This is a genomic window from Niveispirillum sp. BGYR6 (assembly GCF_027568365.1).
Classification (GTDB): domain Bacteria; phylum Pseudomonadota; class Alphaproteobacteria; order Azospirillales; family Azospirillaceae; genus Niveispirillum.
In genome coordinates this window covers 177765-203630 of sequence record NZ_JANLNL010000003.1, presented here as the reverse complement: position 1 = coordinate 203630, position 25866 = coordinate 177765, and the positions used below count along the sequence as shown (strand labels likewise).

Annotated in this window: 24 protein-coding genes and 1 other RNA gene; 5 read left to right on the top strand and 20 right to left on the bottom strand. The window is 63.8% G+C overall.

Annotated features, from left to right (window positions below; translation table 11 throughout):
* Window positions 1-16 precede the first annotated feature (16 nt).
* The 9 genes from PCJ49_RS09130 to tpiA form a co-directional block, all read right to left on the bottom strand.
* Window positions 17-1387, bottom strand: a complete 1371-nt coding sequence (locus tag PCJ49_RS09130) for a pyruvate dehydrogenase complex E1 component subunit beta (RefSeq protein ID WP_269910659.1) — start codon at window positions 1385-1387, stop codon at window positions 17-19.
* 26 nt (window positions 1388-1413) lie between these two features.
* The gene (gene pdhA / locus PCJ49_RS09125) at window positions 1414-2430 is read right to left on the bottom strand and encodes a pyruvate dehydrogenase (acetyl-transferring) E1 component subunit alpha (RefSeq protein ID WP_269910658.1); all 1017 of its coding nucleotides are present in this window, start codon (window positions 2428-2430) and stop codon (window positions 1414-1416) included.
* Window positions 2431-2603: 173 nt separating this feature from the next.
* Window positions 2604-2996: a septum formation initiator family protein gene (locus PCJ49_RS09120; protein WP_269910657.1), complete on the bottom strand. Its 393-nt coding sequence runs from the start codon at window positions 2994-2996 to the stop codon at window positions 2604-2606.
* Between the two features lie 325 nt (window positions 2997-3321).
* The gene (eno, locus tag PCJ49_RS09115) at window positions 3322-4602 is read right to left on the bottom strand and encodes a phosphopyruvate hydratase (protein WP_269910656.1); all 1281 of its coding nucleotides are present in this window, start codon (window positions 4600-4602) and stop codon (window positions 3322-3324) included.
* 102 nt (window positions 4603-4704) lie between these two features.
* Window positions 4705-5343: a lysophospholipid acyltransferase family protein gene (locus PCJ49_RS09110; RefSeq protein WP_269910655.1), complete on the bottom strand. Its 639-nt coding sequence runs from the start codon at window positions 5341-5343 to the stop codon at window positions 4705-4707.
* Between the two features lie 129 nt (window positions 5344-5472).
* Window positions 5473-6309, bottom strand: a complete 837-nt coding sequence (gene kdsA / locus PCJ49_RS09105; protein ID WP_153202140.1) for a 3-deoxy-8-phosphooctulonate synthase — start codon at window positions 6307-6309, stop codon at window positions 5473-5475.
* A gap of 107 nt (window positions 6310-6416) precedes the next feature.
* Window positions 6417-8045: a CTP synthase gene (locus PCJ49_RS09100; RefSeq protein ID WP_269910654.1), complete on the bottom strand. Its 1629-nt coding sequence runs from the start codon at window positions 8043-8045 to the stop codon at window positions 6417-6419.
* A 207-nt stretch (window positions 8046-8252) separates the two neighbouring features.
* Window positions 8253-8585, bottom strand: coding sequence for a preprotein translocase subunit SecG (secG, locus tag PCJ49_RS09095; protein WP_089286472.1), 333 nt, complete (start codon window positions 8583-8585; stop codon window positions 8253-8255).
* Between the two features lie 155 nt (window positions 8586-8740).
* Window positions 8741-9493, bottom strand: coding sequence for a triose-phosphate isomerase (tpiA, locus tag PCJ49_RS09090; RefSeq protein ID WP_269910653.1), 753 nt, complete (start codon window positions 9491-9493; stop codon window positions 8741-8743).
* 252 nt (window positions 9494-9745) lie between these two features.
* Between tpiA and PCJ49_RS09085 the strand changes: the two genes are divergently transcribed.
* From PCJ49_RS09085 to PCJ49_RS09075, 3 genes are read left to right on the top strand one after another with little or no spacing between them, the layout of a single operon-like run.
* Window positions 9746-11635, top strand: coding sequence for a peptidylprolyl isomerase (locus PCJ49_RS09085; protein WP_269910652.1), 1890 nt, complete (start codon window positions 9746-9748; stop codon window positions 11633-11635).
* 6 nt (window positions 11636-11641) lie between these two features.
* Complete coding sequence (trpE, locus tag PCJ49_RS09080) at window positions 11642-13156, top strand: anthranilate synthase component I (protein ID WP_269910651.1); 1515 nt, start codon at window positions 11642-11644, stop codon at window positions 13154-13156.
* Complete coding sequence (locus PCJ49_RS09075) at window positions 13156-14145, top strand: formyltransferase family protein (RefSeq protein WP_269910650.1); 990 nt, start codon at window positions 13156-13158, stop codon at window positions 14143-14145. The genes trpE and PCJ49_RS09075 overlap by 1 nt, the downstream gene beginning before the upstream one ends.
* A 49-nt stretch (window positions 14146-14194) precedes the next feature.
* Here the strand turns inward: PCJ49_RS09075 and PCJ49_RS09070 are convergent, their stop codons facing one another.
* From PCJ49_RS09070 to PCJ49_RS09050, 5 genes are all read right to left on the bottom strand, one after another.
* Window positions 14195-15037 (bottom strand): TIGR00282 family metallophosphoesterase, encoded by an 843-nt coding sequence (locus tag PCJ49_RS09070; protein WP_153202146.1) that lies wholly within the window; start codon window positions 15035-15037, stop codon window positions 14195-14197.
* Window positions 15038-15068: 31 nt separating this feature from the next.
* A complete protein-coding gene (locus PCJ49_RS09065) occupies window positions 15069-15713 on the bottom strand; it encodes a 5-formyltetrahydrofolate cyclo-ligase (RefSeq protein WP_269910649.1) in 645 nt (214 codons plus the stop codon).
* 66 nt (window positions 15714-15779) lie between these two features.
* Window positions 15780-15938, bottom strand: a non-coding RNA gene (gene ssrS, locus PCJ49_RS09060) — 6S RNA.
* 15 nt (window positions 15939-15953) lie between these two features.
* Complete coding sequence (locus PCJ49_RS09055) at window positions 15954-16322, bottom strand: cell division protein ZapA (protein ID WP_089286466.1); 369 nt, start codon at window positions 16320-16322, stop codon at window positions 15954-15956.
* A gap of 1 nt (window position 16323) precedes the next feature.
* The gene (locus tag PCJ49_RS09050; RefSeq protein ID WP_269910648.1) at window positions 16324-17127 is read right to left on the bottom strand and encodes a hypothetical protein; all 804 of its coding nucleotides are present in this window, start codon (window positions 17125-17127) and stop codon (window positions 16324-16326) included.
* Between the two features lie 364 nt (window positions 17128-17491).
* Here PCJ49_RS09050 and tkt point away from each other — a divergent pair, with 364 nt between their 5' ends.
* Complete coding sequence (gene tkt / locus PCJ49_RS09045) at window positions 17492-19489, top strand: transketolase (RefSeq protein WP_269910647.1); 1998 nt, start codon at window positions 17492-17494, stop codon at window positions 19487-19489.
* Window positions 19490-19663: 174 nt separating this feature from the next.
* Here the strand turns inward: tkt and PCJ49_RS09040 are convergent, their stop codons facing one another.
* The 6 genes from PCJ49_RS09040 to fabD all read right to left on the bottom strand — a co-directional run bounded on the left by PCJ49_RS09040 (window position 19664) and on the right by fabD (window position 24717).
* Window positions 19664-19924, bottom strand: a complete 261-nt coding sequence (locus PCJ49_RS09040; RefSeq protein WP_269910646.1) for an AbrB/MazE/SpoVT family DNA-binding domain-containing protein — start codon at window positions 19922-19924, stop codon at window positions 19664-19666.
* 65 nt (window positions 19925-19989) lie between these two features.
* Window positions 19990-21018, bottom strand: a complete 1029-nt coding sequence (mltG, locus tag PCJ49_RS09035) for an endolytic transglycosylase MltG (protein WP_269910645.1) — start codon at window positions 21016-21018, stop codon at window positions 19990-19992.
* Between the two features lie 99 nt (window positions 21019-21117).
* Window positions 21118-22383, bottom strand: a complete 1266-nt coding sequence (gene fabF / locus PCJ49_RS09030) for a beta-ketoacyl-ACP synthase II (protein ID WP_089286460.1) — start codon at window positions 22381-22383, stop codon at window positions 21118-21120.
* Between the two features lie 152 nt (window positions 22384-22535).
* Complete coding sequence (locus PCJ49_RS09025; RefSeq protein ID WP_089286459.1) at window positions 22536-22772, bottom strand: acyl carrier protein; 237 nt, start codon at window positions 22770-22772, stop codon at window positions 22536-22538.
* A gap of 233 nt (window positions 22773-23005) precedes the next feature.
* The gene (gene fabG, locus PCJ49_RS09020) at window positions 23006-23746 is read right to left on the bottom strand and encodes a 3-oxoacyl-[acyl-carrier-protein] reductase (RefSeq protein WP_269910644.1); all 741 of its coding nucleotides are present in this window, start codon (window positions 23744-23746) and stop codon (window positions 23006-23008) included.
* Between the two features lie 35 nt (window positions 23747-23781).
* Window positions 23782-24717, bottom strand: a complete 936-nt coding sequence (gene fabD, locus PCJ49_RS09015; RefSeq protein ID WP_269910643.1) for an ACP S-malonyltransferase — start codon at window positions 24715-24717, stop codon at window positions 23782-23784.
* A 255-nt stretch (window positions 24718-24972) separates the two neighbouring features.
* Here fabD and PCJ49_RS09010 point away from each other — a divergent pair, with 255 nt between their 5' ends.
* A complete protein-coding gene (locus PCJ49_RS09010; RefSeq protein ID WP_269910642.1) occupies window positions 24973-25794 on the top strand; it encodes a hypothetical protein in 822 nt (273 codons plus the stop codon).
* Window positions 25795-25866: the final 72 nt, after the last annotated feature.

Below are 25866 nucleotides of genomic sequence, written 5' to 3'. Positions count from 1 at the left end.
AAAGCCTCCCTCTGCCTTATTTGCGGTAGGTGACGGACTTGACGGCGGCCACGACATCGTCGGGCTGCGGCAGGGCCAGCTTCTCCAGGTTTGCCGCATAGGGCAGCGGCACATCCTTGGCGCAAACGCGGACCACCGGCGCATCCAGATAATCGAAGGCGTGTTCCATCATGATTGCGGCCATTTCGGAACCGATGCCGGCGAACGGCCAGCTTTCCTCGACCGAAACCAGACGGTTGGTCTTCTTCACGCTCTCGACAATCGTGTCCACGTCCAGCGGACGGATGGAGCGCAGGTTGATCACCTCCGCGCTGATCCCTTCCGCCGCCAGCTTCTCCGCCGCGGCCAGGGCATGGCCGACGCAGATGGAGTAGGCAACGATGGTCACGTCGGTGCCGGCGCGTTCGATCTTCGCCTTGCCGATGGGCAGGATGAAGTCCGGGTCGGTCGGCACGTCGAAGCTGTGCCCGTACATGATCTCGTTCTCGAGGAACACGACCGGGTTCGGGTCACGGATGGCGGCGCGCAGCAGACCCTTGGCATCAGCGGCGCTGTAGGGCGCCAGAACCTTCAGGCCCGGCACATGCGCATACCAGGAGGCATAGCACTGGCTGTGCTGGGCACCCACGCGGGCAGCGGCACCGTTGGGGCCGCGGAACACGATGGGGCAGCCCATCTGACCGCCGGACATGTACAGCGTCTTGGCGGCAGAGTTGATGATGTGGTCGATGGCCTGCATCGAGAAGTTCATGGTCATGAACTCCACGATCGGGCGCAGACCGCCGAAAGCGGCACCGACGGCCAGACCGGCAAAACCATGCTCGGTGATCGGGGTATCGATCACGCGCTTGGCGCCGAATTCCTGCAGCAGGCCCTGGGAGATCTTGTAGGCGCCCTGGTATTCGGCAACCTCTTCACCCATCAGCAGCACGGTTTCGTCACGGCGCATTTCTTCGGCCATGGCGTCGCGCAGGGCTTCGCGGACGGTCTGGGTCTTGACCTCCTTGAAGAACCGATCCTCGTCGCTGGCCGGGCTCTTGGCCTGGGCCGGCACCGGGGCGGGTGCGGCGGCGGGAGCCGGGGCAGCCGCTTCGGCGGGCTTGGCCGCGACGGGGGCCGGGGCGGGCGCGGCATCCGCGCTCTCACCCTCTTCGCCGATGCTGGCGATGGGGGTGTTCACGGCGACATTCTCGGTGCCTTCCGGCACCAGGATCTTCAGCAGCGTGCCTTCATCGACGGCTTCCACTTCCATGGTTGCCTTGTCGGTTTCAATCTCGGCCAGAACGTCACCGCTCTTCACGGTGTCGCCTTCCTTCTTCAACCACTTGGCCAGCTTGCCTTCCGTCATGGTCGGCGACAGGGCCGGCATCAGGACCTGTACGGGCATATTCTATCCTCCGGTGACGGCAGATTTCAGGCTTCCACGAGAACATCCGTCCACAGTTCGGACGGATCGGGCTCGGGGCTGGTGGTGGCGAAATCGGCCGCCTCGGTGACGATATCCTTCACCTCACGATCGACGATCTTCAAGCTCTCCTCATCGGCATAGCCCTTTTCGAGCAGCAGCTTCTTGAGGTTGTCGATCGGATCGCTTTCCGACCGCATCTTGTTGACCTCTTCCTTCGTCCGGTACTTGGCCGGATCGGACATGGAATGGCCGCGATAGCGGTAGGTCTGCATTTCCAGGATCACCGGGCCGTTACCGGCACGGATATATTCAATGGCTTCATGGGCGGCGGCGCGGACTTCCAGCACATCCATGCCGTTAACCTGCTTGCCCGGAATGCCATAGGCGCTGCCGCGCTCAAACAACTCACCGGCCGAAGCGCGGGCCTGGGCGGTGCCCATGGCGTATTTGTTGTTCTCGATCACGAACAGGGTCGGCAGCTTCCACAGGGCGGCCATGTTGAAGGTCTCATAGACCTGGCCCTGGTTGATAGCACCGTCGCCCATATAGCAGGCGTTGAAGCCGCCATCGTTGAGATACTTGTGGGCAAAGCCCAGGCCGGCGCCGATTGGCACCTGTGCGGCAACGATGCCATGACCGCCGTAGAATTTCTTCTCACGGCTGAACATGTGCATGGAGCCGCCCTTGCCCTTGGAGTAGCCACCGGCGCGGCCGGTCAGCTCCGCCATCACGCCCTTGCTCTCCATGCCGCAGGCCAGCATATGGCCATGGTCACGATAGCTGGTGATGACGCTGTCGGCGGGGGTCATGCAGGACTGGATACCGACAACAACCGCTTCCTGGCCGATATACAGGTGGCAGAAACCACCGATCAGGCCCATGCCGTAAAGCTGGCCCGCCTTTTCTTCGAAACGGCGGATCAGCAGCATTTCGCGGTAGTAGCGAACAAGATCTTCCTTGCTCGGCAGGGTCGGGGCTTCGGGGGCCGCTGAACGGGTGGTGCGGCGCTTCGTGACTGCCACTGGCTCCTCCCAAAAATGAGATGGGGCGCAATACGCCATTCGCATTGCGTCTGCGAAACAACAGGTAACCCCCATCGCCGCTGATAGCAAGCACGTGTGCGCTGCAATATACTGTTTTATTTGAGAAATTTACCCTTAACCTAAATCAGGCTAATTCGCCTGATATCAGCCACTTACCGACCTTGGTCGGGGGTGGAACGGGCCGGTTCCGGCGTGCCCTGCGTAGATTGCGTGGCAGCACGTCGCGGAAGCAGGATGATCAACTCATCCGGGTGGGAATAGTTGAGTACGGCACGCGCCCGTTCTTCCAGCAGATCAGGGTCCAGGTTGTCCCGGCGCAGCATGTCGGCGCGGCGCTCCATCTCCTGTTTCTCCGCACTCACCTGCGCCAGGGTGGCGCTGGCTTCGGCGACCTGATCCTGCAGGCGCGTCAGCGCCACCAGCCCGCGATCACCATGCACCGTGTGATAGGCGAAATAGCCGACAACGCAGACGCCAATCAGCGGCCCCACGATCTGGCGAAGGGCACGGAAGGCAGCTTGGCGAAGGGTGTAGAGCATCGACATGGCGGAGATGGAATCACAGGGCTGAACAAAGGGTCAAATGGAATTTCGTGACATATGCTCAGTTGCCATGATCAGAACCGATCGGTTCTGATCATGGCCCTCAAACGCCGGCGCCAACATGCCAACGGCTTGGCTTCACGCGGCACGTGCCGCGCGGCGGCGGTCGCCGCCGTACCAAGTTGCGATACCTTCTGGTCATCGCAACTTGGTATAAGCGGAATTGATGTTGCCCATTTTTCGCACCCAAAGAAAAGGGCGGTCCCGCCAAGGACCGCCCCAATCATATCACCAACCGCACACAAAAATCGGTGCGGGAAAAAATAAATCAGCCGCGCTTCAGCGCATCGCGGCCGGGATAAACGGCAGCGCCGCCCAGGCCTTCCTCGATGCGGATCAGCTGGTTGTACTTGGCAATCCGGTCCGACCGGGACAGGGAGCCGGTCTTGATCTGACCGCAATTGGTGGCCACGGCCAGATCGGCGATGGTGCTGTCTTCGGTTTCACCGGAACGGTGCGACAGAACGGCGGTGTAACCGGCATTCTGGGCGATGCGCACGGCTTCCAGGGTTTCCGTCAGGGTGCCGATCTGGTTGACCTTCACCAGGATGGAATTGCCCACGCCCTTCTTGATGCCATCGCTCAGGCGGGCCGGGTTGGTGACGAACAGATCGTCGCCGACCAGTTGCACCTTGGAACCGATGGTGTCGGTCAGCAGCTTCCAGCCATCCCAATCATCTTCGGCCATGCCGTCTTCGATGGAAACGATCGGGTACTTGGCGACCAGATCGGCCCAATAGGCAACCATTTCCGCCGGGGTCAGGCTCTTGCCCTCGCCTTCCAGCTCATACTTGCCGTTCTTGAAGAACTCGGTCGAGGCCGCGTCCAGCGCCAGCAGCACATTCTCACCGGCCTTGTAGCCAGCATCGGCGATGGCGGCGACGATGAAGTCCAGCGCTTCGGTGGCCGACGACAGGTTGGGGGCGAAGCCGCCTTCGTCACCCACGGCGGTGTTGTGGCCAGCGGCCTTCAGCTTCTTCTTCAACGCGTGGAAGATTTCCGCGCCCACGCGGATGCCGTCGGCGACCGTTTCGGCGCCCACCGGCATGATCATGAATTCCTGAATGTCGATCGGGTTGTCGGCATGGGCGCCGCCATTGATGATGTTCATCATCGGCACCGGCAGGATGCGGGCATTGGCGCCACCGACATAGCGGTACAGCGGCAGGTCCAGCTCATCCGCCGAGGCCTTGGCCACGGCCAGCGACACGCCCAGAATGGCGTTCGCACCCAGGCGGGCCTTGTTCGGCGTGCCGTCCAGATCGATCATCGCCTGATCGATGGCAACCTGATCGGTCGATTCCAATCCTGCCAGCGTGTCGAAAATCTCGCCATTCACGGATTCGACGGCGCGCTGCACGCCCTTGCCCAGATAGCGCGACTTGTCGCCGTCGCGCAGTTCCACCGCCTCATGCGCGCCGGTGGAGGCGCCCGACGGCACGGCGGCGCGCCCAAAGGCCCCCGACTCCAGCCGAACCTCGACCTCGATGGTCGGGTTGCCGCGGCTGTCCAGGATTTCGCGCGCGTGAATGTCGATGATGGCGGACATGGTGCCTCTCTCTTCCGTGGGCAGAAATGCCTTGCACCCGTGAAGGGTGCTTACAGGGTCAAGGGGATACCGCCAGAAGCCATCCGCAGACAAGCGACGCTTTCAGGGGGCCGGCTTTTGTGTCGCCCTGTCCTTGCCCACCCGGATGGTCGGCGGCAATTGCCGGCGCGCACCCTTTACCCCGCCATAGAAGGCGGAAAGCTTGGTAAAATCCGCCTCCATGCTGGGCGTCGTCTCCACCGCATCACCGATACGGATCGTGCGCGTCGCATAATCCAGCGCGACAGGTATGATCGGAACGCCGGCCTGCCGCGCAATATGCCAGAAGCCCGTCTTCCACCCTGCGCCCTCTTTGGGCATCCTTGTCCCTTCCGGTGCGACACCGACCACCATGCGGTCAGCCGCCTTGATCGCCGCCACGCATTCACCCACCACGCCACCCGCCGCGCGCCGGTCAACCGGCAGCACATCGCACCAGCGCATGATCGGTCCCAACGGTCCGCGAAACAGGGTGTGCTTGCCCAGGATATGAATGCGCAGATCAATGGCCAGGATGGTGGCCATGGCGATGATGAAATCATAATTGGAGCTGTGGGGCGCCCCGATGGTGACGAACTTTTCCAGGTCGGGAAAAGCCCCGCTCACCCGCCAGCCCAGCAGACGCAGGGCCACACGGCCGACGAAACGGGAAACCGGGCCACCCCGCTGTGGTGAGCGGCGGCCCGGAGACGATATGGACATGGGTGCTGGGTTCCTCAAACCACAGGCCGGGTCATGCGCCCGGACCTTTTATTTTCGGCCCATGGTTAAGGCCAGTGCTGCGGCTTTGTCAAAGCAGCGGAAGGTCACATTTGCAGCACGCGGCAGAAATCAGATGTGAACCGGGTTCGCCTTGGCGATCCGGTCAAACGCCAGCAGCGTGGACAGCACGCCTTCCATCTGGTCCAGCGGCACCATGTTGGGGCCGTCGCTGGGGGCGCCATCGGGGTTCTCGTGGGTTTCCATGAACACGGCCGCAACACCGATGGCGATGGCGGCACGCGCCAGCACCGGCACAAATTCCCGCTGGCCGCCGCTGCTGGTGCCCTGCCCGCCCGGCTGCTGGACGGAATGGGTGGCGTCGAACACGACCGGATAACCCGTCTGCGCCATGATCGGCAGGGAGCGCATGTCGCTGACCAGGGTGTTATAGCCGAAGCTCGCCCCACGCTCGCACAGCAGCACATTATGGTTGCCGGTCGAGGCGATCTTGGCGGCGACATTCTTCATGTCCCACGGCGCCAAGAACTGGCCCTTCTTCACATTGATCGGCTTGCCCGTTTCACCGGCCGCCAGCAGCAGGTCGGTCTGGCGGCAAAGGAAGGCCGGGATCTGCAGCACATCGACAGCTTCCGCCACCGGGGCGCATTGATCGGCGCTGTGAATATCGGTCAGCACCGGGCAGCCGAATTTCTCCCGGATTTCCGCCAGGATCGGCAGGGACTTGTCCATGCCCAAGCCGCGCTGGGCAGAAACGGAGGTGCGGTTGGCCTTGTCGAAGCTGGTCTTATAGATCAGCCCAATCCCCAGCTTGCCCGTCAGTTCCGCCAGTGCCGCCGCCATGGTCATGGCATGGTCGCGCGATTCAAGCTGGCAAGGGCCGGCGATCAGCACGAAGGGCTTGTCATTGGCGATGGAAAGCGGGCCAACTTTGACGGTGCGGTTCATGGAAATCTCCTTTGAACCCGATATGGGAAGCCAGGGGTCTGAAAACCAGACAGCCGGGGAAAGGTCTCCCCCTCCCCGGCTGTCTGTTCTGTATCAACGCAACAGGATCAAACCAGCCGGCTCTGTGCGATGGCGGCCGCGATGAAGCTGGTGAACAGCGGATGCGGGTCGAACGGCTTGGACTTCAGTTCCGGGTGGAACTGCACGCCGATATACCAGGGGTGATTCGGCAGCTCCACGATCTCCGGCAGAATGCCATCCGGCGACAGGCCGGAGAAGGTCAGGCCCGACTTCTCCAACTGCTCACGGAAATTGATGTTCACTTCATAGCGGTGGCGATGGCGCTCGATGATATCGTCGCTACCATAGATTTCGCGCACCTTGGAACCGGCGGTCAGGTGGCAGTTATAGCTGCCCAGACGCATGGTGCCGCCCAGATCGCCGCCTTCCTGGCGCTTGACCAACTGGTTGCCCTGTACCCATTCCGTCATCAGGCCAACAACGGCCGGGTCGGGCTTGCCGAATTCGGTGGAGCCGGCATGGGGCAGGCCCGCCATGTGGCGCGCCGCCTCGATCACCGCCATCTGCATCCCGAAGCAGATGCCGAAATAGGGGATATTATGCTCGCGGGCGAACTGGGCCGCGCGGATCTTGCCTTCCGTCCCGCGTTCCCCAAAACCACCGGGGACCAGAATGCCATGCACATGTTCCAGCCGCTGAATGGCATCGCCGCTTTCAAAGATTTCAGCGTCGATCCAGTCCAGCTTGACCTTCACATGGTTGGCGATGCCGCCATGGGTCAGCGCCTCGCCCAGCGACTTATAGGCATCCAGCAGGCTGGTATATTTGCCCACCACGGCGATGGTGACGGTGCCTTCCGGGTTGCGCACCCGGCGGACAATCTCTTCCCAACGCGACAGGTCCGGCGTGCCCTCGCAGGGCATACCGAAATATTTCAGCACCTGATTGTCGAACCCCTGTTCGTGATAGGAGATCGGCACCTGATAGATATTGTCCACATCCAATGCTGCGATGACGCGCTCTTTCTGGATGTTGCAGAACTGGGCGATCTTGCGCCGCTCATTCTCCGGAATGTCGCGGTCGGCACGGCAGAGCAGCATCTGCGGCTGAATACCGACAGACAGCAGCTCCTTCACGGAATGCTGGGTCGGCTTGGTCTTCAGCTCACCCGCCGCCGGAATGTACGGCACCAGGGTGACATGGCAGAACAGCACCTTTTCCGGGCCGTAATCATTGCCGAACTGGCGGATGGCTTCCAGGAAGGGCAGCGATTCGATATCGCCGACGGTGCCACCCACCTCGCACAGCACGAAATCCTCACCATCCAGATCGGCGGCGATGAAATCCTTGATGGCGTCGGTGATGTGCGGGATCACCTGCACCGTGGCGCCCAGATAGTCTCCCCGGCGTTCCTTGGCCAGCACGTTGGAATAGATGCGGCCGGTGGTGATATTGTCGGACTTGGTGGCGTGAACGCCGGTAAAGCGCTCATAATGGCCCAGATCCAGGTCGGTTTCGGCACCGTCATCGGTGACGAACACTTCGCCATGCTGATAGGGGCTCATGGTGCCGGGATCGACATTCAGGTACGGGTCCAGCTTGCGCAGGCGGACCTTGTAGCCGCGCGCCTGCAGCAGCGCGCCGAGTGCTGCGGAAGCCAAGCCCTTGCCAAGGGACGAAACCACACCGCCGGTGATGAAGATGAAGCGCGTCATGGAACCCTAACCTTACGTCCGTGCCGATGGTCCTGGGCCTTGATGGCCCATCCGCAATCCGGGAACGGGCCGAACGGCCCAATAAATTGATCATCCGGGGCCGTATGCCCCGTACTCCACCATATTCATGCCCTAACGGAAAGAGGCGGCATTTCCGCCGCCTCTTCACCTATCCGTCAGGCTAAAGCCACGCCGGTGGCGCCGGCCTTACTGGCCGACGGGAACCGTGGGCTGCGCCGGAGCGGCGGGCGCAGTGCTGGCCGGCTGCTCGGCGGCGGGCGCCGGCAGACGATCGAACATGCTGCTGCTGCCACCCTTGGTGCCGGCCATGATCGCCAGGATCAGGCTGGTGCAGAAAAAGGCCGCCGCCAGAATGGCGGTGGTGCGGGTCAGCAGATTGGCGCTGCCACGGGCGGTCATGAAACCACCCATCGTGCCGCCCCCAATCCCCAGGCCACCGCCCTCGGACTTCTGCACCAGTACAACGCCGATCAACGCGACCGTGATCAGCAGATGCACCACCAGGACTACCGTTTGCATCCGCAATTCCCCAGAGACATTTTTGCCATGCCGCAGGCGCACCGTGCACCCATAGAAGCGGCCGGCCGCCCCCTGGGGGGAGCAGCCGGCGCTGCAACGTCATGAAACTCGCCGCCTGTTTAACCGCTCACGCCGCGACATGCCAGAGCGAAGTGTCACAGGCAGGATTGCGCAATGGACCAGAACTCATCCGCCCTCAGGCTGGCACCGCCAACCAGGGCGCCATCCACATCGGCCACGGCCAAGATTTCGGCGGCATTGCTGGCCTTGACCGAGCCGCCATAGAGAATGCGCACCCGCTCCGGCTGCTCCACCAGCCCCGTCAGGGTGCGCCGGATGGTGGCGTGCATGGCTGCAATGTCGGCAATTGTCGGGGTGCGGCCGGTGCCGATGGCCCAAAGCGGTTCATAGGCCACCACCAAATTATCAGCAGTAGCACCGGCGGGGATGGAGCCGCGCACATGCGCCACCACCACCGATTCCGCCTGCCCGGCATCACGTTCCGCCTCGGTTTCCCCGACACAGACAATGGCGGTCAGGCCGGCGCGCAGGGAAGCGGCGGCCTTGGCCTGAACCTGCGCATCACTCTCCGCGTGATTCTGCCGGCGCTCCGAATGGCCGACAATCACGAAACGGGCGCCCAGATCGACCAGCATTTCCGCAGCAATATCACCGGTATGGGCCCCCTGCGCCTCGGCATGGCAATCCTGCCCGCCCACCAGAACGGCACTTCCCGCCACGCTGCGGGTCACCGTTTCCACCAGCGTGGCCGGCGGGCAGAGCAGCAGGTCGAATCGCGGATGCGGGGCAGCACCCAGCTTTTCCGCCAGGGCCTGGGCCAGGGCAGAGCCATCCTGCCGCCGGCAATGCATCTTCCAATTGCCGGCGATCAGATAACGATCGGTCATTTCAAGATCCTCACTTATTATCGGGACCGGGCAGACCGGCCCCTTTATCGGCTTTTGCCGTTTTGTGACGTCCGGTTTACCAGTCCATGGCCTGAAACACCATGCGACCCTGGTTGGCGCCTCCCATCTTCCCCCCAGGCTTGCCGCGGGCGTGCCCCTTCCCTATGATGCCGCGCTCCCCGGCTGCCATGCCGGGGCGGCGGATGCGCGATCCTGCGTACCGCTCCTTACGGAAACCATGCGTCAGCCTCCATGCTCCAGATCATCCGCAGCACCGCCGGCTCCTGGGTCGTCAAGATCCTGTTCGTCGTCCTGATCATCAGCTTTGCCGTCTGGGGCATCGGCGACATCACGCGCGGCGTGCAGACCGGTGTCGCCAAGGTGGGCGATACCAACATCACGCCGCAGGAACTGGACCGCGAGTTCAAGGCGGAGATCAACCGCCTGCGTCAGGTGATGGGGCCGGACTTCGATGAAGCCAAGGCCCGCCAGCTGGGTCTGGTGGATCGGGCCCTGGAACAGCTGATCCAGCGCACCCTGCTGCTGAAGGCGGCGGAGGATGCCGGCATCCGCATCGCCGACCAGACCGTGGTGGACATGGTTTCCAAGGTGCCGGCCTTCAAGAACGGGCTGGGCCAGTTCGATCCGGCGCTGATGCGCGCCCTGCTGGCCCAGAATGGCTATACCGAGCATGGCTTTGCCGAGCAGGTGCGGGCCGATCTGGCGCAGGGTGACATTGCCGGCGCCATCACCGCCGGCACGACCGTGCCCCGCGCCCTGGCCGAACAATTGTTCCGCTATCGGGAGGAGGCCCGGCGTTTCGATCTGGTGACCATCCCCAACACCGCCATGCCGGACGCGCCCGCCCCGGAAGAGGCGGTGCTGGCCCAGTTCCACCAGGACAAGGCCGTGCGGTACACGGCACCGGAATATCGTGACCTGACCATCGGCCTGATCGAAGCCTCGGCCCTGTCCAAGGAAATCCAGGTCAGCGATGAACAACGCCAGGAATATTACGACGCCCACCAGGCCGACTATGTGACGGCTGAACGCCGGACCCTGACCCAGATCGTCTTCCCGGACAAAGCCGCTGCCGACAAGGCGCTGGCCGCCATTCAGGGCGGCAAGACGCTGGAGCAGGTGGCCAAGGATGCCAAGCAGGAAGCCGTGAAGCTGGAGGATGTGCTGAAGGCCGACCTGCCGGCGGAACTGGCCGAACCGGTCTTCACCGCCGAACAGGGCAAGCCCGTCGGCCCGGTGGAAAGCGCGTTTGGTTTCCACGTCGCCCTGGTCAGCACCATCAAGGCCGGTGGTACCCGCACCCTGGCTGAGGTGAAGGACGAGGTGACCGCCAAGGTCCGTCAGGAAAAATCCATCGACAAGCTCTATGAGGCATCGACCAAGCTGGAAGATGCACTGGCCAACGGCACCCCGGTGGCCGATGCCGTGAAGGAGTTCGGTGGCCGCACCATCAAGCTGGATGGCGTGGACAACCAGGGCAAGGACAAGAAGGGCGTGGTGAAGACCGACGGTCTGCCGACAGCGGACGCCATTCTGACCAACGCCTTCTCCCTGCCCGAAGGCCAGAATGGCAGCGTGGCGGAGGCCGGCAATGATGCCTTCTATGTCGTGCATGTCGATGCCGTCACCCCCTCGGCCGTGAAGCCGCTGGCCGAGGTGAAGGGCCAGGTTCTGGCCGATTGGCAGGCCGAGCAGAAGGCCGCCACCGCCAAGAAGAAGGCCGAGGAAGTGGCCGAGAAGCTGCGCGCCGGGGCTACGCCCAAGGATGCCGCCGCCGGCATCACCGGTGCCCTGGTCCAGCGCAGCGAACCGATGCGCCGCGCCGGTGGCCCCAACCTCTCCCTGCCGGCCAGCCTGTTTGAACCGATGTTCGCCGCCAAGCCTGACACGGTTGCGGTGGGGGCCAGCAGCAGCGGCCAGGTGGTGGCCAAGCTGGTGGAAATCATCCCCGCCGATCCGTCGCTGGTGCAAGCTGCCACAGCCATCAACATGCTGAGCAGCAATATGGCGGAAGCCATGGCCTCGGACCTGATGCTGCAATATCTGGCTGGTCTGCGGGCGCGCTACGGCGTCACCATCAACCGGTCGGTCATCGACACCATGTATCGCCCGCAGGAGTAAGCGGCCGTGCGCACCTTCCCCGACGAAAGCGCCTTTATCCGTATCTACGAATCCGGCCAGGCCCAGGTTCTGTGGACGCGACTGGTCAGCGACCTGGACACGCCTGTCTCCGCCATGCTGAAGCTGGGGCGCGGTCGCGCCAACTGCTTCCTGCTGGAATCGGTGACGGGCGGGTCGGTGCGCGGCCGCTATTCCCTGATCGGTCTGAAGCCGGATCTGATCTGGCGGTGCCGGGGTACGGCGTCGGAGATCAACCGCAATGCAGCGGCCGATCCTAACAGCTTCATCCCCTGCCAGGGTGACCCGCTGAAGGTGCTGGCCGCCTTGCTGGACGAATCACGCATCGACCTGCCGGCGGAATTGCCGCCCATGTCGGCCGGGCTGTTCGGCTATCTGGGCTATGACATGGTCCGGCTGATGGAACGGCTGCCGGACAGCAACCCCAATGAGCTGAATGTCGAAGACAGCATCATGATCCGCCCGACGGTCATGGCCATCTTCGACGGGATCGAGAATGTGGTGACGGTGGTGACACCGGTACGGCCGGTGGCCGGCCTGTCCGCCGCCGATGCCTATGCCGCCGCCCGCACCCTGCTGACGGAAACCGTGGCCGATCTGGAAGGGCCGGTTCCCGCCGCGCATGAAACGACATTGGAGGTGACGGCGCTGCCGGCCCCCAGCTCCAACACGGCGGTGCAGGAATATTACGGCATCGTGGAGAAGGCGAAGGAATATATCCGCGCCGGCGACATCTTCCAGGTCGTGCCCAGCCAGCGTTTCTCCGTGCCCTTCGCCCTACCGCCCTTTGCGCTATACCGTGCGCTGCGCCGGCTGAACCCGTCGCCCTTCATGTTCTTCCTGGATTTCGGGCACCTGTCGGTGGTGGGTTCCAGCCCGGAAATCCTGGTGCGGCTGCGGGACGATACCGTCACCATCCGCCCCATCGCCGGCACAAGGCGGCGTGGCAAGGATGCGGCGGAGGATAAGGCCCTGGCCGCCGACCTGCTGTCCGATCCCAAGGAACTGGCCGAACATCTGATGCTGCTGGATCTGGGCCGCAATGATGTGGGCCGGGTGGCGCAGACCGGCACCGTGACGGTGACGGAGAAATACACCATCGAATATTACTCCCACGTCATGCACATCGTCTCCAACGTGGAAGGCAAGCTGAACCCGAAATTCACGCCGATCGAGGCGCTGGTGGCGGGCTTCCCGGCGGGCACCGTGTCGGGCGCACCCAAGGTGCGGGCGATGGAGATCATCGACGAGCTGGAAAAGACCCGGCGCGGCATCTATGGCGGCTGCATCGGCTATTTCGCCGCCAATGGCAGCATGGATACCTGCATCGCGCTGCGCACCGCCGTGCTGAAGGACGGGGTGATGCATGTGCAGGCCGGCGGCGGCGTGGTGGCCGACAGCGATCCGGAGGCCGAATATCAGGAGACGGTGAACAAGGCCAAAGCCCTGTTCAAGGCCGCTGAGGAAGCCGTGCGCTTCGCCCAGGAACGGGGCGCTATTTGATGGACGAGCTGCTGGCAGAGGTGGCGGCCCCTTCCCCGTCGCTGGACGCGCTGGTGCTGCTGTCACCGCCGCATCTGGCGACGGCGGCCGCCCAACTGCTGGCAGCGGCCAATCCGGATATCGCCCTTATCCTGGCGCATGATCTGGCCGGGCTGGATGCTGCCTTGACGATGCGGGAAGGCCCGCGGGTGCGGCTGATCGCCATCTGCTTCGGGCAGGTGGTGCCGGCGGCGCTGCTGGTACGCTGTGGAGCCGGTGCGGTCAATCTGCATCCAGCAACGCCGGAATATCCCGGTTCCGGTGCCCTGCATCTGGCCCTTTACGAAGGGGCCGCCAGCTTCGGCGCCACGGCGCACCTGATGCAATTGCCCGTCGATTCCGGGCCTATCCTGGCGGTGGAACGCTTCGCCATCCCTGCCGGTATCGGCCATCGCAGCCTGTCCGATCTGGCCCTGGGGGCCGTGCTGAACCTGCTGAAACGGCTGGCGCCGGCATTGACCGGCGAGTTGCCGCCCCCCTGTGGCGAAAGCTGGGCCGGACGGCCGCACCGTCTGGCCGATGTCATGGCCCTGGCCAAGCTGACACCCTATATGCCAGCCGATGAAGTGCGGCGGCGCTGGCGGGCCTTTCGGGATGGCCCGGAAAGCCCGCTTTATATGGATTTTCAGGGGCTGCCGCTGCATTACCGGGCACCGGGCCGCATCCAGGGTTGGTTTGACGGCATCCAGGACGGCCATGCCCATGGCTGGGCCTATGATCCGGCCGGTGGCCCGGTGCGGCTGCGGCTGGTGGTGAATGATGCGACGGGGATGGAAGCCCTGGCCACCCTGCCCCGGCCGGATGTTGCCGCCGCCGGCCATGGGGATGGCCAATGTGGTTTCGCCATTCCACTGGAAGGGCTGCTGCCAGCGGAAGGGCAGGCCCGCATCGACATCCTGCTGCCCGATGATGAATGGCGCCGCCTGCCGGGGGCGCCACGGGTGTTATAGACTTGGCCCCTGGAAGGCCGGCGATTGCCGGCCCACGGGCTGAGGGAACTTATAAAACCGGCATGGACTGGCCGAGCCGACCGCCGATGCGGATCGGTTCGGCCCGCTTGGCCAGACCGGTACGGTCGTCGGTCTCCACAAACACGCCACAGACACTCACCGTCGCGTCATTCTCACCGGGGGAATAACGCTCGCCGGGGGTCTTGCGCAGCATCTTGTGGATGGCGGCTTCCTTTTTCATGCCGATGACGGTGTCATAGTCGCCGCACATGCCGGCATCCGTCTGATAGGCAGTGCCGCCATTCAGGATCTGCAGGTCGGCGGTGGGCACATGGCAATGGGTGCCGACCACCAGACTGGTACGGCCATCCAGCACATGGCCCATGATCATCTTTTCCGAGCTGGCCTCGCCATGGAAATCCATGATGATGGCATCCACCCCGGCCGGCCCCATGCGGGCACCGCCCAGTTGATGGATTCGCAGCAGCTTTTCCACCGGCGGGAACGGATCATCCAGCGGGTCCATGAAGACCCGGCCCATGGCATTGATCACCATCACCTTGTGCCGGCCATTCTTGGCCGGCAGCACCGTATAGCCACGCCCCGGCGTGCCATCGGGGAAGTTGATCGGGCGGACAAGCTGGGGGATACGGTCGATCTGGGACAGCAATTCCTTCTGATCCCAGGCATGGTTGCCCAGGGTCACGCAATCCACCCCGGCGGCGAACAGTTCCTGCGCGATCTTGTCAGTGATGCCAAAGCCACCGGCGGCATTCTCGCCATTCACCACGATGAAATCGGGCTTCAGCTTCTCCCGCAGGGTGGGCAGGTGCCGCAGCACCCCTTCCCGCCCGCTGCGGCCGACGATATCGCCGAGGAAAATCAAACGCATAAGAACAGTGCCTTTCGTACCGCCGGTATTTTTATGACTGGGTGGGGGCGAACCGGCTCACCCCCTTTTCCGTGACCAGCCAGTCCAGCTGCTGATCATACGGGTCGCGCGGCACGCTGGGCACTTCCTGCCCCGCATAGGCGATACCCACCGCAACCACCGGCGCACTGTCGCGCAGCACGGCCAGCGTGCGGTCATAGAAACCGCCGCCATAGCCCAACCGCCAGCCATCCTTGTCAAAGGCCAGCAGCGGCACCAGCACGATGGAAGGCTGGGCCAGCGGTGCATCGGCCATGGGTTCCATGATGCGGAACGATCCCGGCACCAGCGGATGGCCGGGCCGCCAGAGCCGGAACAGCAGCGGCCAGGCCACACCAGAGACGACGGGCAAACAGACGCCATGCCCGGCCAGGGCCAGCATCTCCAGCGTCGGGCGCAAATCCAGCTCATCCCCCTTGGGCCAATAGCCCGCCACCATGGCGGGGCCATGGGGGGAAAGCTGCGCCACCAGATCATGCACCCGCCCGGCCAGTTGTTCGGCCGCGTCGGCGCCAGCCGTATGGCAGGCGGCACGGGTGGCGCGGGCGATGCGCCTTGCCTCCCGCTTGGCGGCGACGCTGGCCTCCACCTCCTCGGCAAGGGCCTGGGGGTCCACCGGATGGGCGCTGTCGGACATGGGCGTGCCTTGGCCTGGATGTCAAAACGGCCCCATATCCGGGGCCGTTTTGACAGAATCGGGGGGAAGGTGGCCACCTTGGCCGTTGGCGTAAGCCATCCCTCGTGACCTGCTCAAGCAGGTGGGAGCCATATACCGGCACCACGGTGCCGACAGGGACAGCCCCCAGAGGTAATGATTATCGGCCCCGGGGATAAAGCAGCCTGACGCACCAGGCAGCCAGCCTTCCTGTTACCTAATCTAGGTGCGTTCGAGCCGCGCTGCAATGTCTTCTATACGTTTTGCCAAACCATCGACGGCAGCAATCACCACAGCATCATCCGATGGACGGGAAACCGGGGCCGGAATGGGGGCCGCGGGCTGCGACAGGGACGGCAAGGTCACCACATTCCCCCGCCGCTGCACCTCAGCCCGCGCCTCCTGCAACTCATCGGCCAACACCATGCAGGTGACCAGCAAATTCTGTACATCATTGCCGCCGGCACCACCCGTGATCTCCCGCATCCTTGTATCGATATAGGCGGCCAGATCAGCGACCCGCTTTTCCTGCCCATCTTCGCAATTCAGCGAATGGCTGCGCCCATTCAGGGTAAAATCGACCCGCCGCATATCAACCTTCCTCCAACACGCCCTGCAGGCCGTTAATGGCAGCATCCAGCCGGGCCCGCACGGCGCGCGCCTGATCCTGGGCCCTGCGTTCCCCGTCGCGCGCCTGCGCCAGCTCCCGCAGCAGCTTGTCATGCTGCTGCTGAAGCGCGTCCTTCTCCCCCGCCAGCCGGTCGGCGGCCGCCTTCAGCGTGCTATTCTCTTCCTTCAGGGGCGCCGCAGCTTCCTGTGCCTGCGCCAATTCCTGCAGCAGCTTGCCATGCTGCTGCTGAAGCGCGTCCTTCTCCCCGGCCAACCGGTCGGCGGCTGCCTTAAGCGTGCTATTCTCTTCCTTCAGGGGCGCCAAAGCTTCCTGCGCCTGCGCCAGTTCCAGTGACAGCTGGTCATGCCGTTGCTGAAGCTGGTCCTTCTCCGCAGTGACAGCATCGGCGGCCACCTTCAGCGTGGTAAGCTCTACCGTCAGCCGCCCCATCGCCTGCTGCGTCTGCTCCAGCGACTGCGCCAACTGGTAGCACTGAACCTGAAGCCGGTCCTTCTCCCCGGCCACCCGATCACTTGTCGCTTTCAGCTCGCCATTCTCGTCGATCAGGCGTGCCGCTGCTTGCTGTGACTGATCCCGTTCCAGGGTCAGGCGGCTGGTCTCTTCCGTCAGCCGGGCATTTTCGGTTTCCAGCCGGGTCCATTCGGCCAGCATGGTGCTGTCCAGAGACGAGCTATTATCCAGCCGTTCCAGCCGTTTGGTCAGGGCCTTGTCCAGTTGGCCGATGGCCATATCCAGGCGCTGCAACGCGGTGGTCAGGCGATCCAATTGCAAAACTCTCTCAAGCTGGTCTGAGGGAACGGTGAGAGGTGCCCCACAACACCCGCACCGACATTTCCGGCGGCGCCGCGGCGAACGATAGGGGGGCGGCCTGCTGCCGTCAATAACAGCCCCTGTCGCATAGCCAAAAGATCGTCGTTATTCCACCGCCCGCCATGTCCTATTGAACAGCGGCCATGCTTGGCTGTGGCTTGACCCTTGGGGAGCGTTACCGCAATTTGCCGCGGTTCCAAAGGGGCTTCAACCGCCGGACCGGGGTGGTGGGGCCCGCTTGTTGCTGGTCCGCGCTTCAAGATAATGCCGGCGCCCGCCCAACGCATGGCGGGCGCCCTCATGAAAGGCCCTTCGCGCAATGTCTTCCGCACCGTCTGATCTGATCGAAGGCGTCTCGCACGCCGATCTTGCCAACGCCATCCGCGCCCTTTCCATGGACGCGGTGGAAGCCGCCAAGTCCGGGCACCCCGGTATGCCGATGGGCATGGCCGATGTGGCGACGGTGCTGTTTACGAAGTTCCTGAAGTTTGACCCGAAGCGCCCCAGCTGGGCTGACCGTGACCGTTTCGTGCTGTCCGCCGGCCATGGTTCCATGCTGCTTTACAGCCTGCTGCACCTGACGGGCTATGATGATTTCCCCCTGTCGGAACTGAAGCGCTTCCGCCAGATGGGTTCGCGCACCGCCGGCCACCCGGAATATGGCTATGGTGGCGGGATTGAGACCACCACCGGCCCGCTGGGCCAGGGTATTGCCACCGCCGTCGGCATGGCCATGGCCGAGCGCATCCTGCATTCCCGCTTTGGCGACGATCTGGTGAACCATTTCACCTATGTCATCGCGTCTGACGGCGACCTGCAGGAAGGTATCAGCCACGAAGCCGCGTCGCTGGCCGGCCATCTGGCCCTGTCCAAGCTGATCGTGCTGTGGGACGACAACAAGATCAGCATCGACGGCGCCACCAGCGTTTCCTTCAGCGATGACAATCTGGCCCGTTTCCGCGCCTATAACTGGGATGTGCAGGAAATTGACGGCCATGATCCCAAGGCCATCGCCGCTGCCATCGAATATGCCCGCACGACCGAAGCGCCGTCGCTGATCGCCTGCCGCACCACCATCGGCTATGGCGCGCCGACCAAGGCCAACACCGCCTCCTCCCACGGCTCCCCGCTGGGCGCCAAAGAGATCGAAGGCGCGCGCGCCAACCTGAACTGGCCGCACGCCCCGTTCGAAATTCCCGATGCCATCCTGAACGCCTGGCGCGCCCTGGGCAACCGCGGTGCCGTTGAGGCTGACGCCTGGGTGAAGCGTCTGGCCCGCAGCGAACAGCGTCTGGCCTTCAAGGCCGCCATCGCCGGTGAAATTCCGGTGGAGGCACAGGCCGCCTTGCTGGCGCACAAGAAGGCGGTGATCGAAACCAAGCCGAACATCGCCACCCGTCTGGCTTCCGGCAATACGCTGGATGTGGTGGTGCCGCTGGTGCCGGAACTGATGGGCGGTTCCGCCGACCTGACCGGTTCCAACAATACCCGCGCCAAGGGTGCGGCGGGCGTGCAGAAGGACAATTGGTCCGGCCGCTATATCCATTACGGTATCCGTGAGCATGGCATGGCCGCGGCCATGAACGGCATGGCGCTGCATGGCGGCGTCATCCCGTTCTCCGGCACCTTCCTCTGCTTCTCCGACTATTGCCGCCCGGCCATCCGCCTCTCGGCGCTGATGAAGACCCGCGTCATCTATGTGATGACGCATGACAGCATCGGCCTGGGTGAAGATGGCCCGACCCACCAGCCGGTGGAGCATATGGCGGCACTGCGCGCCATCCCCAACCTGCTGGTCTTCCGCCCCGGTGATGCTGTGGAAACGGCCGAAGCCTGGCAGATCGCGCTGGCCAGCCGCAACCGTCCGTCGGTGCTGGCGCTGACCCGCCAGAACCTGCCGACCCTGCGCCCGGACTATAGCGAAGAGAACCTGACCGCCAAGGGCGCCTATGTGCTGCGCGAAGCCGAAGGTGCTCGCAAGGTGACCCTGCTGGCGACCGGTTCGGAAGTGGCCCTGGCCGTGGAAGCCCGCGACCGCCTGCAGGCCGCCGGCATCGGCACCGCCGTTGTCTCCATGCCGTCCTGGGAACTGTTCGCCGAACAGCCGGACGAATACCGGGCCGAAGTGCTGGGCCGTGGCACGGTGCGCATCGGCGTGGAAGCCATGGTGCGGCTGGGCTGGGACCGCTGGCTGGGTGAAGATGGCATCTTCATCGGGATGCCGGGCTTTGGCGAATCCGGCCCGTACCAGGAACTGTACAACCATTTCGGCATCACGGTGGACGCCGTGGTCGCCGCTGCCAAGAGCCGGCTGTAACAGCCGGCCCTGACGGGGTTGAAAAGAGCAACGGCGCCAGGGGCAACCCTGGCGCCGTTTGCTTTTGGGGGTCGTTAAGACTTCGTCCAGTCCTGCAGCAACAGACCCTCTACCCCGCCGAATGCCTGATCATTGCTGATCAAGGTCATCCGGCGGGAAAGTGCATAAAGCCGGTCATTCATGCCAGCCGGTAAAGGGATCACGAACGGCGGGAGGGGTCGTTCGGCGTTCCATCAGAAAATCATCCGGCACTGGCGTGTCGGCGAGCGCTTCAATAAAGCCGCTCCAATCCTGCGGACGACGGGAGAGGATGAGATCGCCGGTCGCAGGATCTTGCCGGATATAGACCTCAGAAACACCGTCGAAGCGATAAGCGGCGGGCAGGCGGACCGCCTGACTGCCACCATTGCTGAACAGCTTGGCAATATGAACCATGGCACACCCCTTCCAGCCGCTGTCACCAGCATATGGAAAGCAGTGTGTCTATATCAAGATATAGACTACTCCCCGTCCCGCACCTTGCGCCATTGCACGACGTTGCGGTTATGCTGGTCCAGCGTCTCCGCAAAGGCATGACCACCCGTGCCATCGGCAACGAAATAGAGATAGCGGTTGGCTTCCGGCTTCAGCACCGCCTGTAATGACAGCAAGCCCGGATTGGCGATGGGGCCGGCGGGCAAGCCATCGACCATGTAGGTGTTATAAGGACTGTCCAGCTTCCAGTCGGCGCGGGTCAGCGCCCGGTCGATGCTGCCTTTGCCCTGCGACAGGGCATAGATGATGGTGGGGTCGGATTGCAGCTTCATGCCCTGGCGCAGCCGGTTGATGAAGACACCGGCCACGCGCGGGCGCTCTGCCGCCACGCCCGTCTCTTTCTCCACCACTGACGCCAGGATGACGGCCTGCTCCTTGGACATAATCGGCAGGTCGGGCGCACGCTCGACCCACAGCTTTTCCAGCGCCTTGGCCATGTCCGTCTGCATCCGGGCCAGCAGATCGGCCCGCGCATCGCCATAGGAATAGTGATAGGTCTCCGGCAGCAAGCTGCCTTCCGCCGGCACTGCGGCCACATCGCCGGAAAGGGCCGGATCGGCCTTCAGCAGCTCGACAATCTGCCAGGCGGTGAGACCCTCCGGCACGGTGAAGCGCCGCACCACCGTCTTGCCGCTGAGAATCAGCTCAATCGCCGCTTTCAGGCTGACGCCGGCGGGAAAGGCATATTCCCCGGCCCGCAAGCCCGCCCCATCGCGTCGCAGGCGCATGGCGATAGCCAGTTCCAGCGGATGGCGGGTAATCCCGGCCTCTGCCAGCTGGCGCGAAATGGCGGCCACGCCACTGCCACGCGGGATGACCAGCGCCTTGTCCGCCACCAGCGGGCCAGGGCCGGTGTAACGCTGCCAGCCATAAAGACCGGCCCCGCCTGCCATTGCCGACAGCAGCAGAACAATGACTCCAAACCACAACAGCCAACGAAACGGCCGGCGCTGCTTCTGCGGGGAGTTGGGAGCGGGGGAATCGGGTTCGGTCAAAGCGGCTGGCTCTGGCTGGAACAGGGCCGAACACCATGCCGGCCCCTTGAAACAAAAAGGGCGGGCCATGACGGCCCGCCCTTATCGTTGCTGGCGGCCTTAAGAGAAGGCCTTGAACACCAGGGAGGCGTTGGTGCCACCAAAGCCGAAGCTGTTGGACAGCGCGGCCCGGACCTTGCGTTCCTTCGCCACCTTGGGCACCAGATCGGCACCCTCGGTCCCGTCATCCGGGTTTTCCAGGTTCAGGGTGGGCGGCACCACCTGATCGCGGATCGACAGCACGGAGTAAATGGCTTCCACCGCACCCGCGGCCCCCAGCAGGTGGCCGATGGCCGACTTGGTGGAGGACATGGAGGCACCGGCCAGATCATTGCCGAACAGCCGCTTCACGGCCCCCAGCTCGATCATGTCGCCCAGCGGCGTGGAGGTGCCGTGCGCGTTGATGTAATCCACCTCGTCCGGGTTCAGGCCGGCCCGCTTCAGCGCCATACGCATGGAGCGGAAGCCGCCATTGCCATCTTCCGACGGGGAGGTGATGTGATAGGCATCGCCGGACATGCCGTAGCCAACCACTTCGCCGTAAATCTTGGCGCCACGCTTCTTGGCGTGTTCCAGCTCTTCCAGCACCACGACGCCGGCGCCCTCGCCCATGACGAAACCGTCACGGCCCTTGTCATAGGGGCGGCTGCCCTTTTCAGGCGTGTCGTTATAGGCGGTGGACAGGGCGCGGGCCGCGGCAAAGCCGGCAATGCCCAGGCGGCTGCAGGCACCCTCCGCCCCGCCGGCCACCATCACGTCGGCATCATCCAGCGCGATCATGCGCGCGGCGTCACCGATGGAATGGGCACCCGTGGAACAGGCGGTGACCACCGCATGGTTCGGGCCCTTATAGCCATGCATGATCGAAATATGGCCGGAGGCCAGATTGATCAGGCAGGAAGGGATGAAGAAGGGCGAAACGCGGCGCGGGCCCTTTTCGGCCAGCAGCAGCGACGTTTCATAGATGCCGGGAAGGCCGCCGATGCCAGAGCCGACGGTCACGCCGGTCCGCTCGAACTCTTCCTCGGTGCTGGGCTTCCAGCCGCTGTCCTTGATGGCTTCATCCGCCGCCGCAATGGCGAACATGATGAAGTCGTCCATCTTCTTCTGTTCCTTGGGCGGAATGAAGAGATCGAGGTTCAGCGTGCCGTCGGTGCCATCACCGCGCGGCACCTGGCCCGCGATCTTGCAGGGAAGGTCCGAAATATCGAACCCCTGGATGGTACGGATACCCGACTGGCCTGCGATCAGGCGATCCCAATTGGTCTGCACGCCCACCCCCAGCGGGGTGACGAGACCGAGACCGGTGATGACAACGCGGCGCATGTGTCCGACCTGCGAACGTTATTGGAAAAAGGGCGCCTTTGGGCGGGGCACCCAGCCCCGGATATGGGACTTCCGCTGAGGCGTTGCGAGGCCGGCGGCGCAGTTTTCCATGAATGAAAAAGCTGCGCCCAGCCGGCCCGCCCCAACCCTTATCAGGCCTGCTTCGAGCTGATGAAGTCGATAGCATCCTTGACGGTCAGGATCTTCTCGGCCGCGTCGTCCGGGATCTCGATGCCGAACTCTTCTTCGAAGGCCATCACCAGCTCGACCGTGTCCAGGCTGTCAGCGCCCAGATCGTCGATGAAGCTGGCCGTCTCCGTCACCTTGGCCTCTTCAGCGCCCAGATGTTCGATGACGATCTTCTTCACGCGTTCAGCAACATCGCTCATTGATTTGACCTTTCAGGATCTTCCGGTGGAACCAGTCTCTGCCTGGCGTTAAGGGCGTTCGGAAAACGGGTGGGCGGCAACGCCCCAAGACCCGAATTTCCCGGACGCCGTTCGGGAAAGTGCCGTCACTTAACACGAACAGCGACCCCTGACCAGCTTTCACGCGAGGGACAGGGGTGCCGATTATGCGGGGGACGACAGAAAATATGCGTCGAAGCGGTCGCCCGCCCCGATCAGATCATCGCCATGCCGCCATTGACATGCAAGGTCTGACCCGTGACGTAACCAGCCTCAACGCTGGCCAGATACAGCACGGCGGCGGCAATGTCATCCGGCGTGCCCAGCTTGCCGGCAGGGATGCGGCTATGCATCGCCTCCTTCTGGGCATCGTTCAGCACGTCGGTCATGGCCGTGGCAATCATGCCGGGGGCGACGCAATTGACGGTGACGTTGCGGCTGGCCACTTCCTGGGCCAGCGCCTTGGACATGCCGATCATGCCGGCCTTGCTGGCGGCGTAATTCACCTGACCGGGATTGCCGGTGACGCCCACCACCGAGGTGATGCCGATGATGCGGCCCCAGCGCCGCTTCATCATGCCCTTCAGCAGCGAACGCGACAGGCGGAAGCCGGCCGTCAGATTGACATCGATGACCGACTGCCAATCCTCATCCTTCATGCGCAGGATCAGCCCGTCGCGGGTCAAGCCGGCATTATTGACCAGAATATCGACACCGCCGCCCAAGGCAGCCTCGGCCTGCTTGGCCAGTTCTTCCACCTGGGCCGGGTCGGACAGGTTGGCGGGCACCACAACGGCCCGCTCCCCCAGTTCCGCCGCCAGGGCGTTCAGCGTTTCCACCTTGGTGCCATGCAGGGCCACGGTGGCGCCGTGGGCGTGCAGCACCTTGGCGATGGCGGCACCGATGCCACCCGAGGCACCGGTGACCAGCGCCTTCTTGCCATTCAGGTCGAACATGCCTGTACTCCTTGGGAAATCGATGGATCGGGCTATCAGGCCAGGGTGAAAGCGTCAATATCCGCCGGTGCCCCGACGGAAATGGCGGCCAGTTCCTTGTCAATGCGCTTGACCAGCCCGGCCAGCACCTTGCCGGACCCCAGCTCCACCAGTTCGGTGACGCCCTGTTCCTTCATGAACAGCACGCTTTCGCGCCAGCGCACGGCCCCGGTGACCTGCTCCACCAGCAGGCGGCGGATGGTCTCCGGGTCGGTCACGGCGGAGGCGGTGACATTGGCCACCAGCGGGGCCACCGGCGACTGGATTGCCGTGCCGGCCAGCGCCGCCGCCATGGCATCGGCCGCCGGCTGCATCAGCGGGCAATGGAAGGGGGCGGAGACGGGCAGCAGAATGGCCCGCTTGAAGCCGCGCTCGGCGGCGATCTTGATGGCGCGCTCCACCGCCGCCTTATGGCCGGAAACCACCACCTGGCCCGGTGCATTATCATTGGCGGCGCTGCACACCTCGCCCTGCGCTGCTTCCGCCGCGATCTCCCGGGCGGCATCCAGATCAGCCCCCAGGATGGCGGCCATGGCGCCCACGCCCACCGGCACCGCCTTCTGCATGGACTGGCCACGCAGCTTCAACAGGCGGGCCGTGTCGGTCAGGCTGATGGCGCCAGCCGCGCACAGGGCCGAATATTCGCCCAGGCTGTGGCCGGCAACGAAGGCGGCCTTGGACAGGTCCAGCCCCTTCTCCGCCTGCAGCACGCGGGCCACGGCAACGGACACTGCCATCAGAGCCGGCTGGGCATTCTCTGTCAGCGTCAGGTCGCCTTCCGGCCCCTCAAACATCAGGGCGGAGAGATTCTGACCAAGCGCCGCATCCACCTCATCAAAGACCGATTTGGCGACGGCGAAATTCGCCGCCAGTTCACGGCCCATGCCGACGGCCTGGCTGCCCTGACCGGGAAAGACGAAAGCGCGGGTCATAGCGAAATCCTGCTGTAAATCCAGTGCGGCCTTGATACAGCGCCGCCGCGCTCTGTCAAGCCAAAGCCCCGCCTGCCCGGCCGGAAACCGTTGTGACGTAAAGGTAAGGTCGCCTCGTTACGTAACCGGAATGGACAGCACTCCAAAAAGCCATGCTATTGCATTTGCAAAACAGTATTCATGAACTTGTCAGGATCGGACGACGGAGAGTTCAATCATAATGCCTTGGGCGGGACCACAAGATGACGGCGTGCCATGAAAGGGAAAAAATCCATCGCCCTGCATGCTGACAGACAGGGCGCCAGACCATGCTTCCGCTGGTTGCAGGTCATCCTGATCGCGCTTGCCATCCCCTTTACATCCCCCGGCTTCGCCAAATCCGGCCCCCTGGACGACATCTGGATCGGGGACCATGAACAGCCGCCGATCAATCTCTATATTGCCCGCACGCAACTGACCCGCGATCCGGCGGATGTGCGTGTTCAGGCCTTGAAGACCTGGCTGGAGCATGTGGCCCGGCGGGCTTCTGTCAGCTTTCAGCTGCGCCCTTCCAGCGTTGAACGCTGGCAGGTCGAGCTGACACAGGAGGCCGACAGTTGCGCGCTGGCCAATGCCCGGCTGCCGGATCGAGAGCAGTCTGCCCATTGGCTGCTGCCGGTGCTGCGTGACAGTCTCGCCATCGTCGGGCGGGCGGACGATTCGTTCCAGGGCGATATCAACGCCTTGCTGCGGCAGGCCGACGGGGCCATCGGTGCGGCATCCGGCATCTATCGCGTCACCCTGGAACAGCGCGGCATCCGCTATATTCCCGTTGATGATCAAGGTGCCATCATCCAGATGATTGATATGGGGCGCCTGCGTTTCGGCCTGCTGGTCGGCAGTGCCGCGCTAAGCCATACCGGCCCCGGCCACATCCGCATTCTGGGCAAGATCGCCGATATCGATTTCTGGTTCTCCTGCAGCCACTTGATGGAGCCGGAACGCGTCGCACGGCTGCGCCAAGCCCTTGAACAGGGGGAGAGCGAGAGGCTGCGCCTGGAATTTCTGTCACTCTGGGCACGCCGCCCCGCACCCTGACCCCATGCGGAAATGCGCACGAGCCCATGCCGGAAAGCGGGCCCAAGCCGGCTTGCACCTGGGGAAACTTGC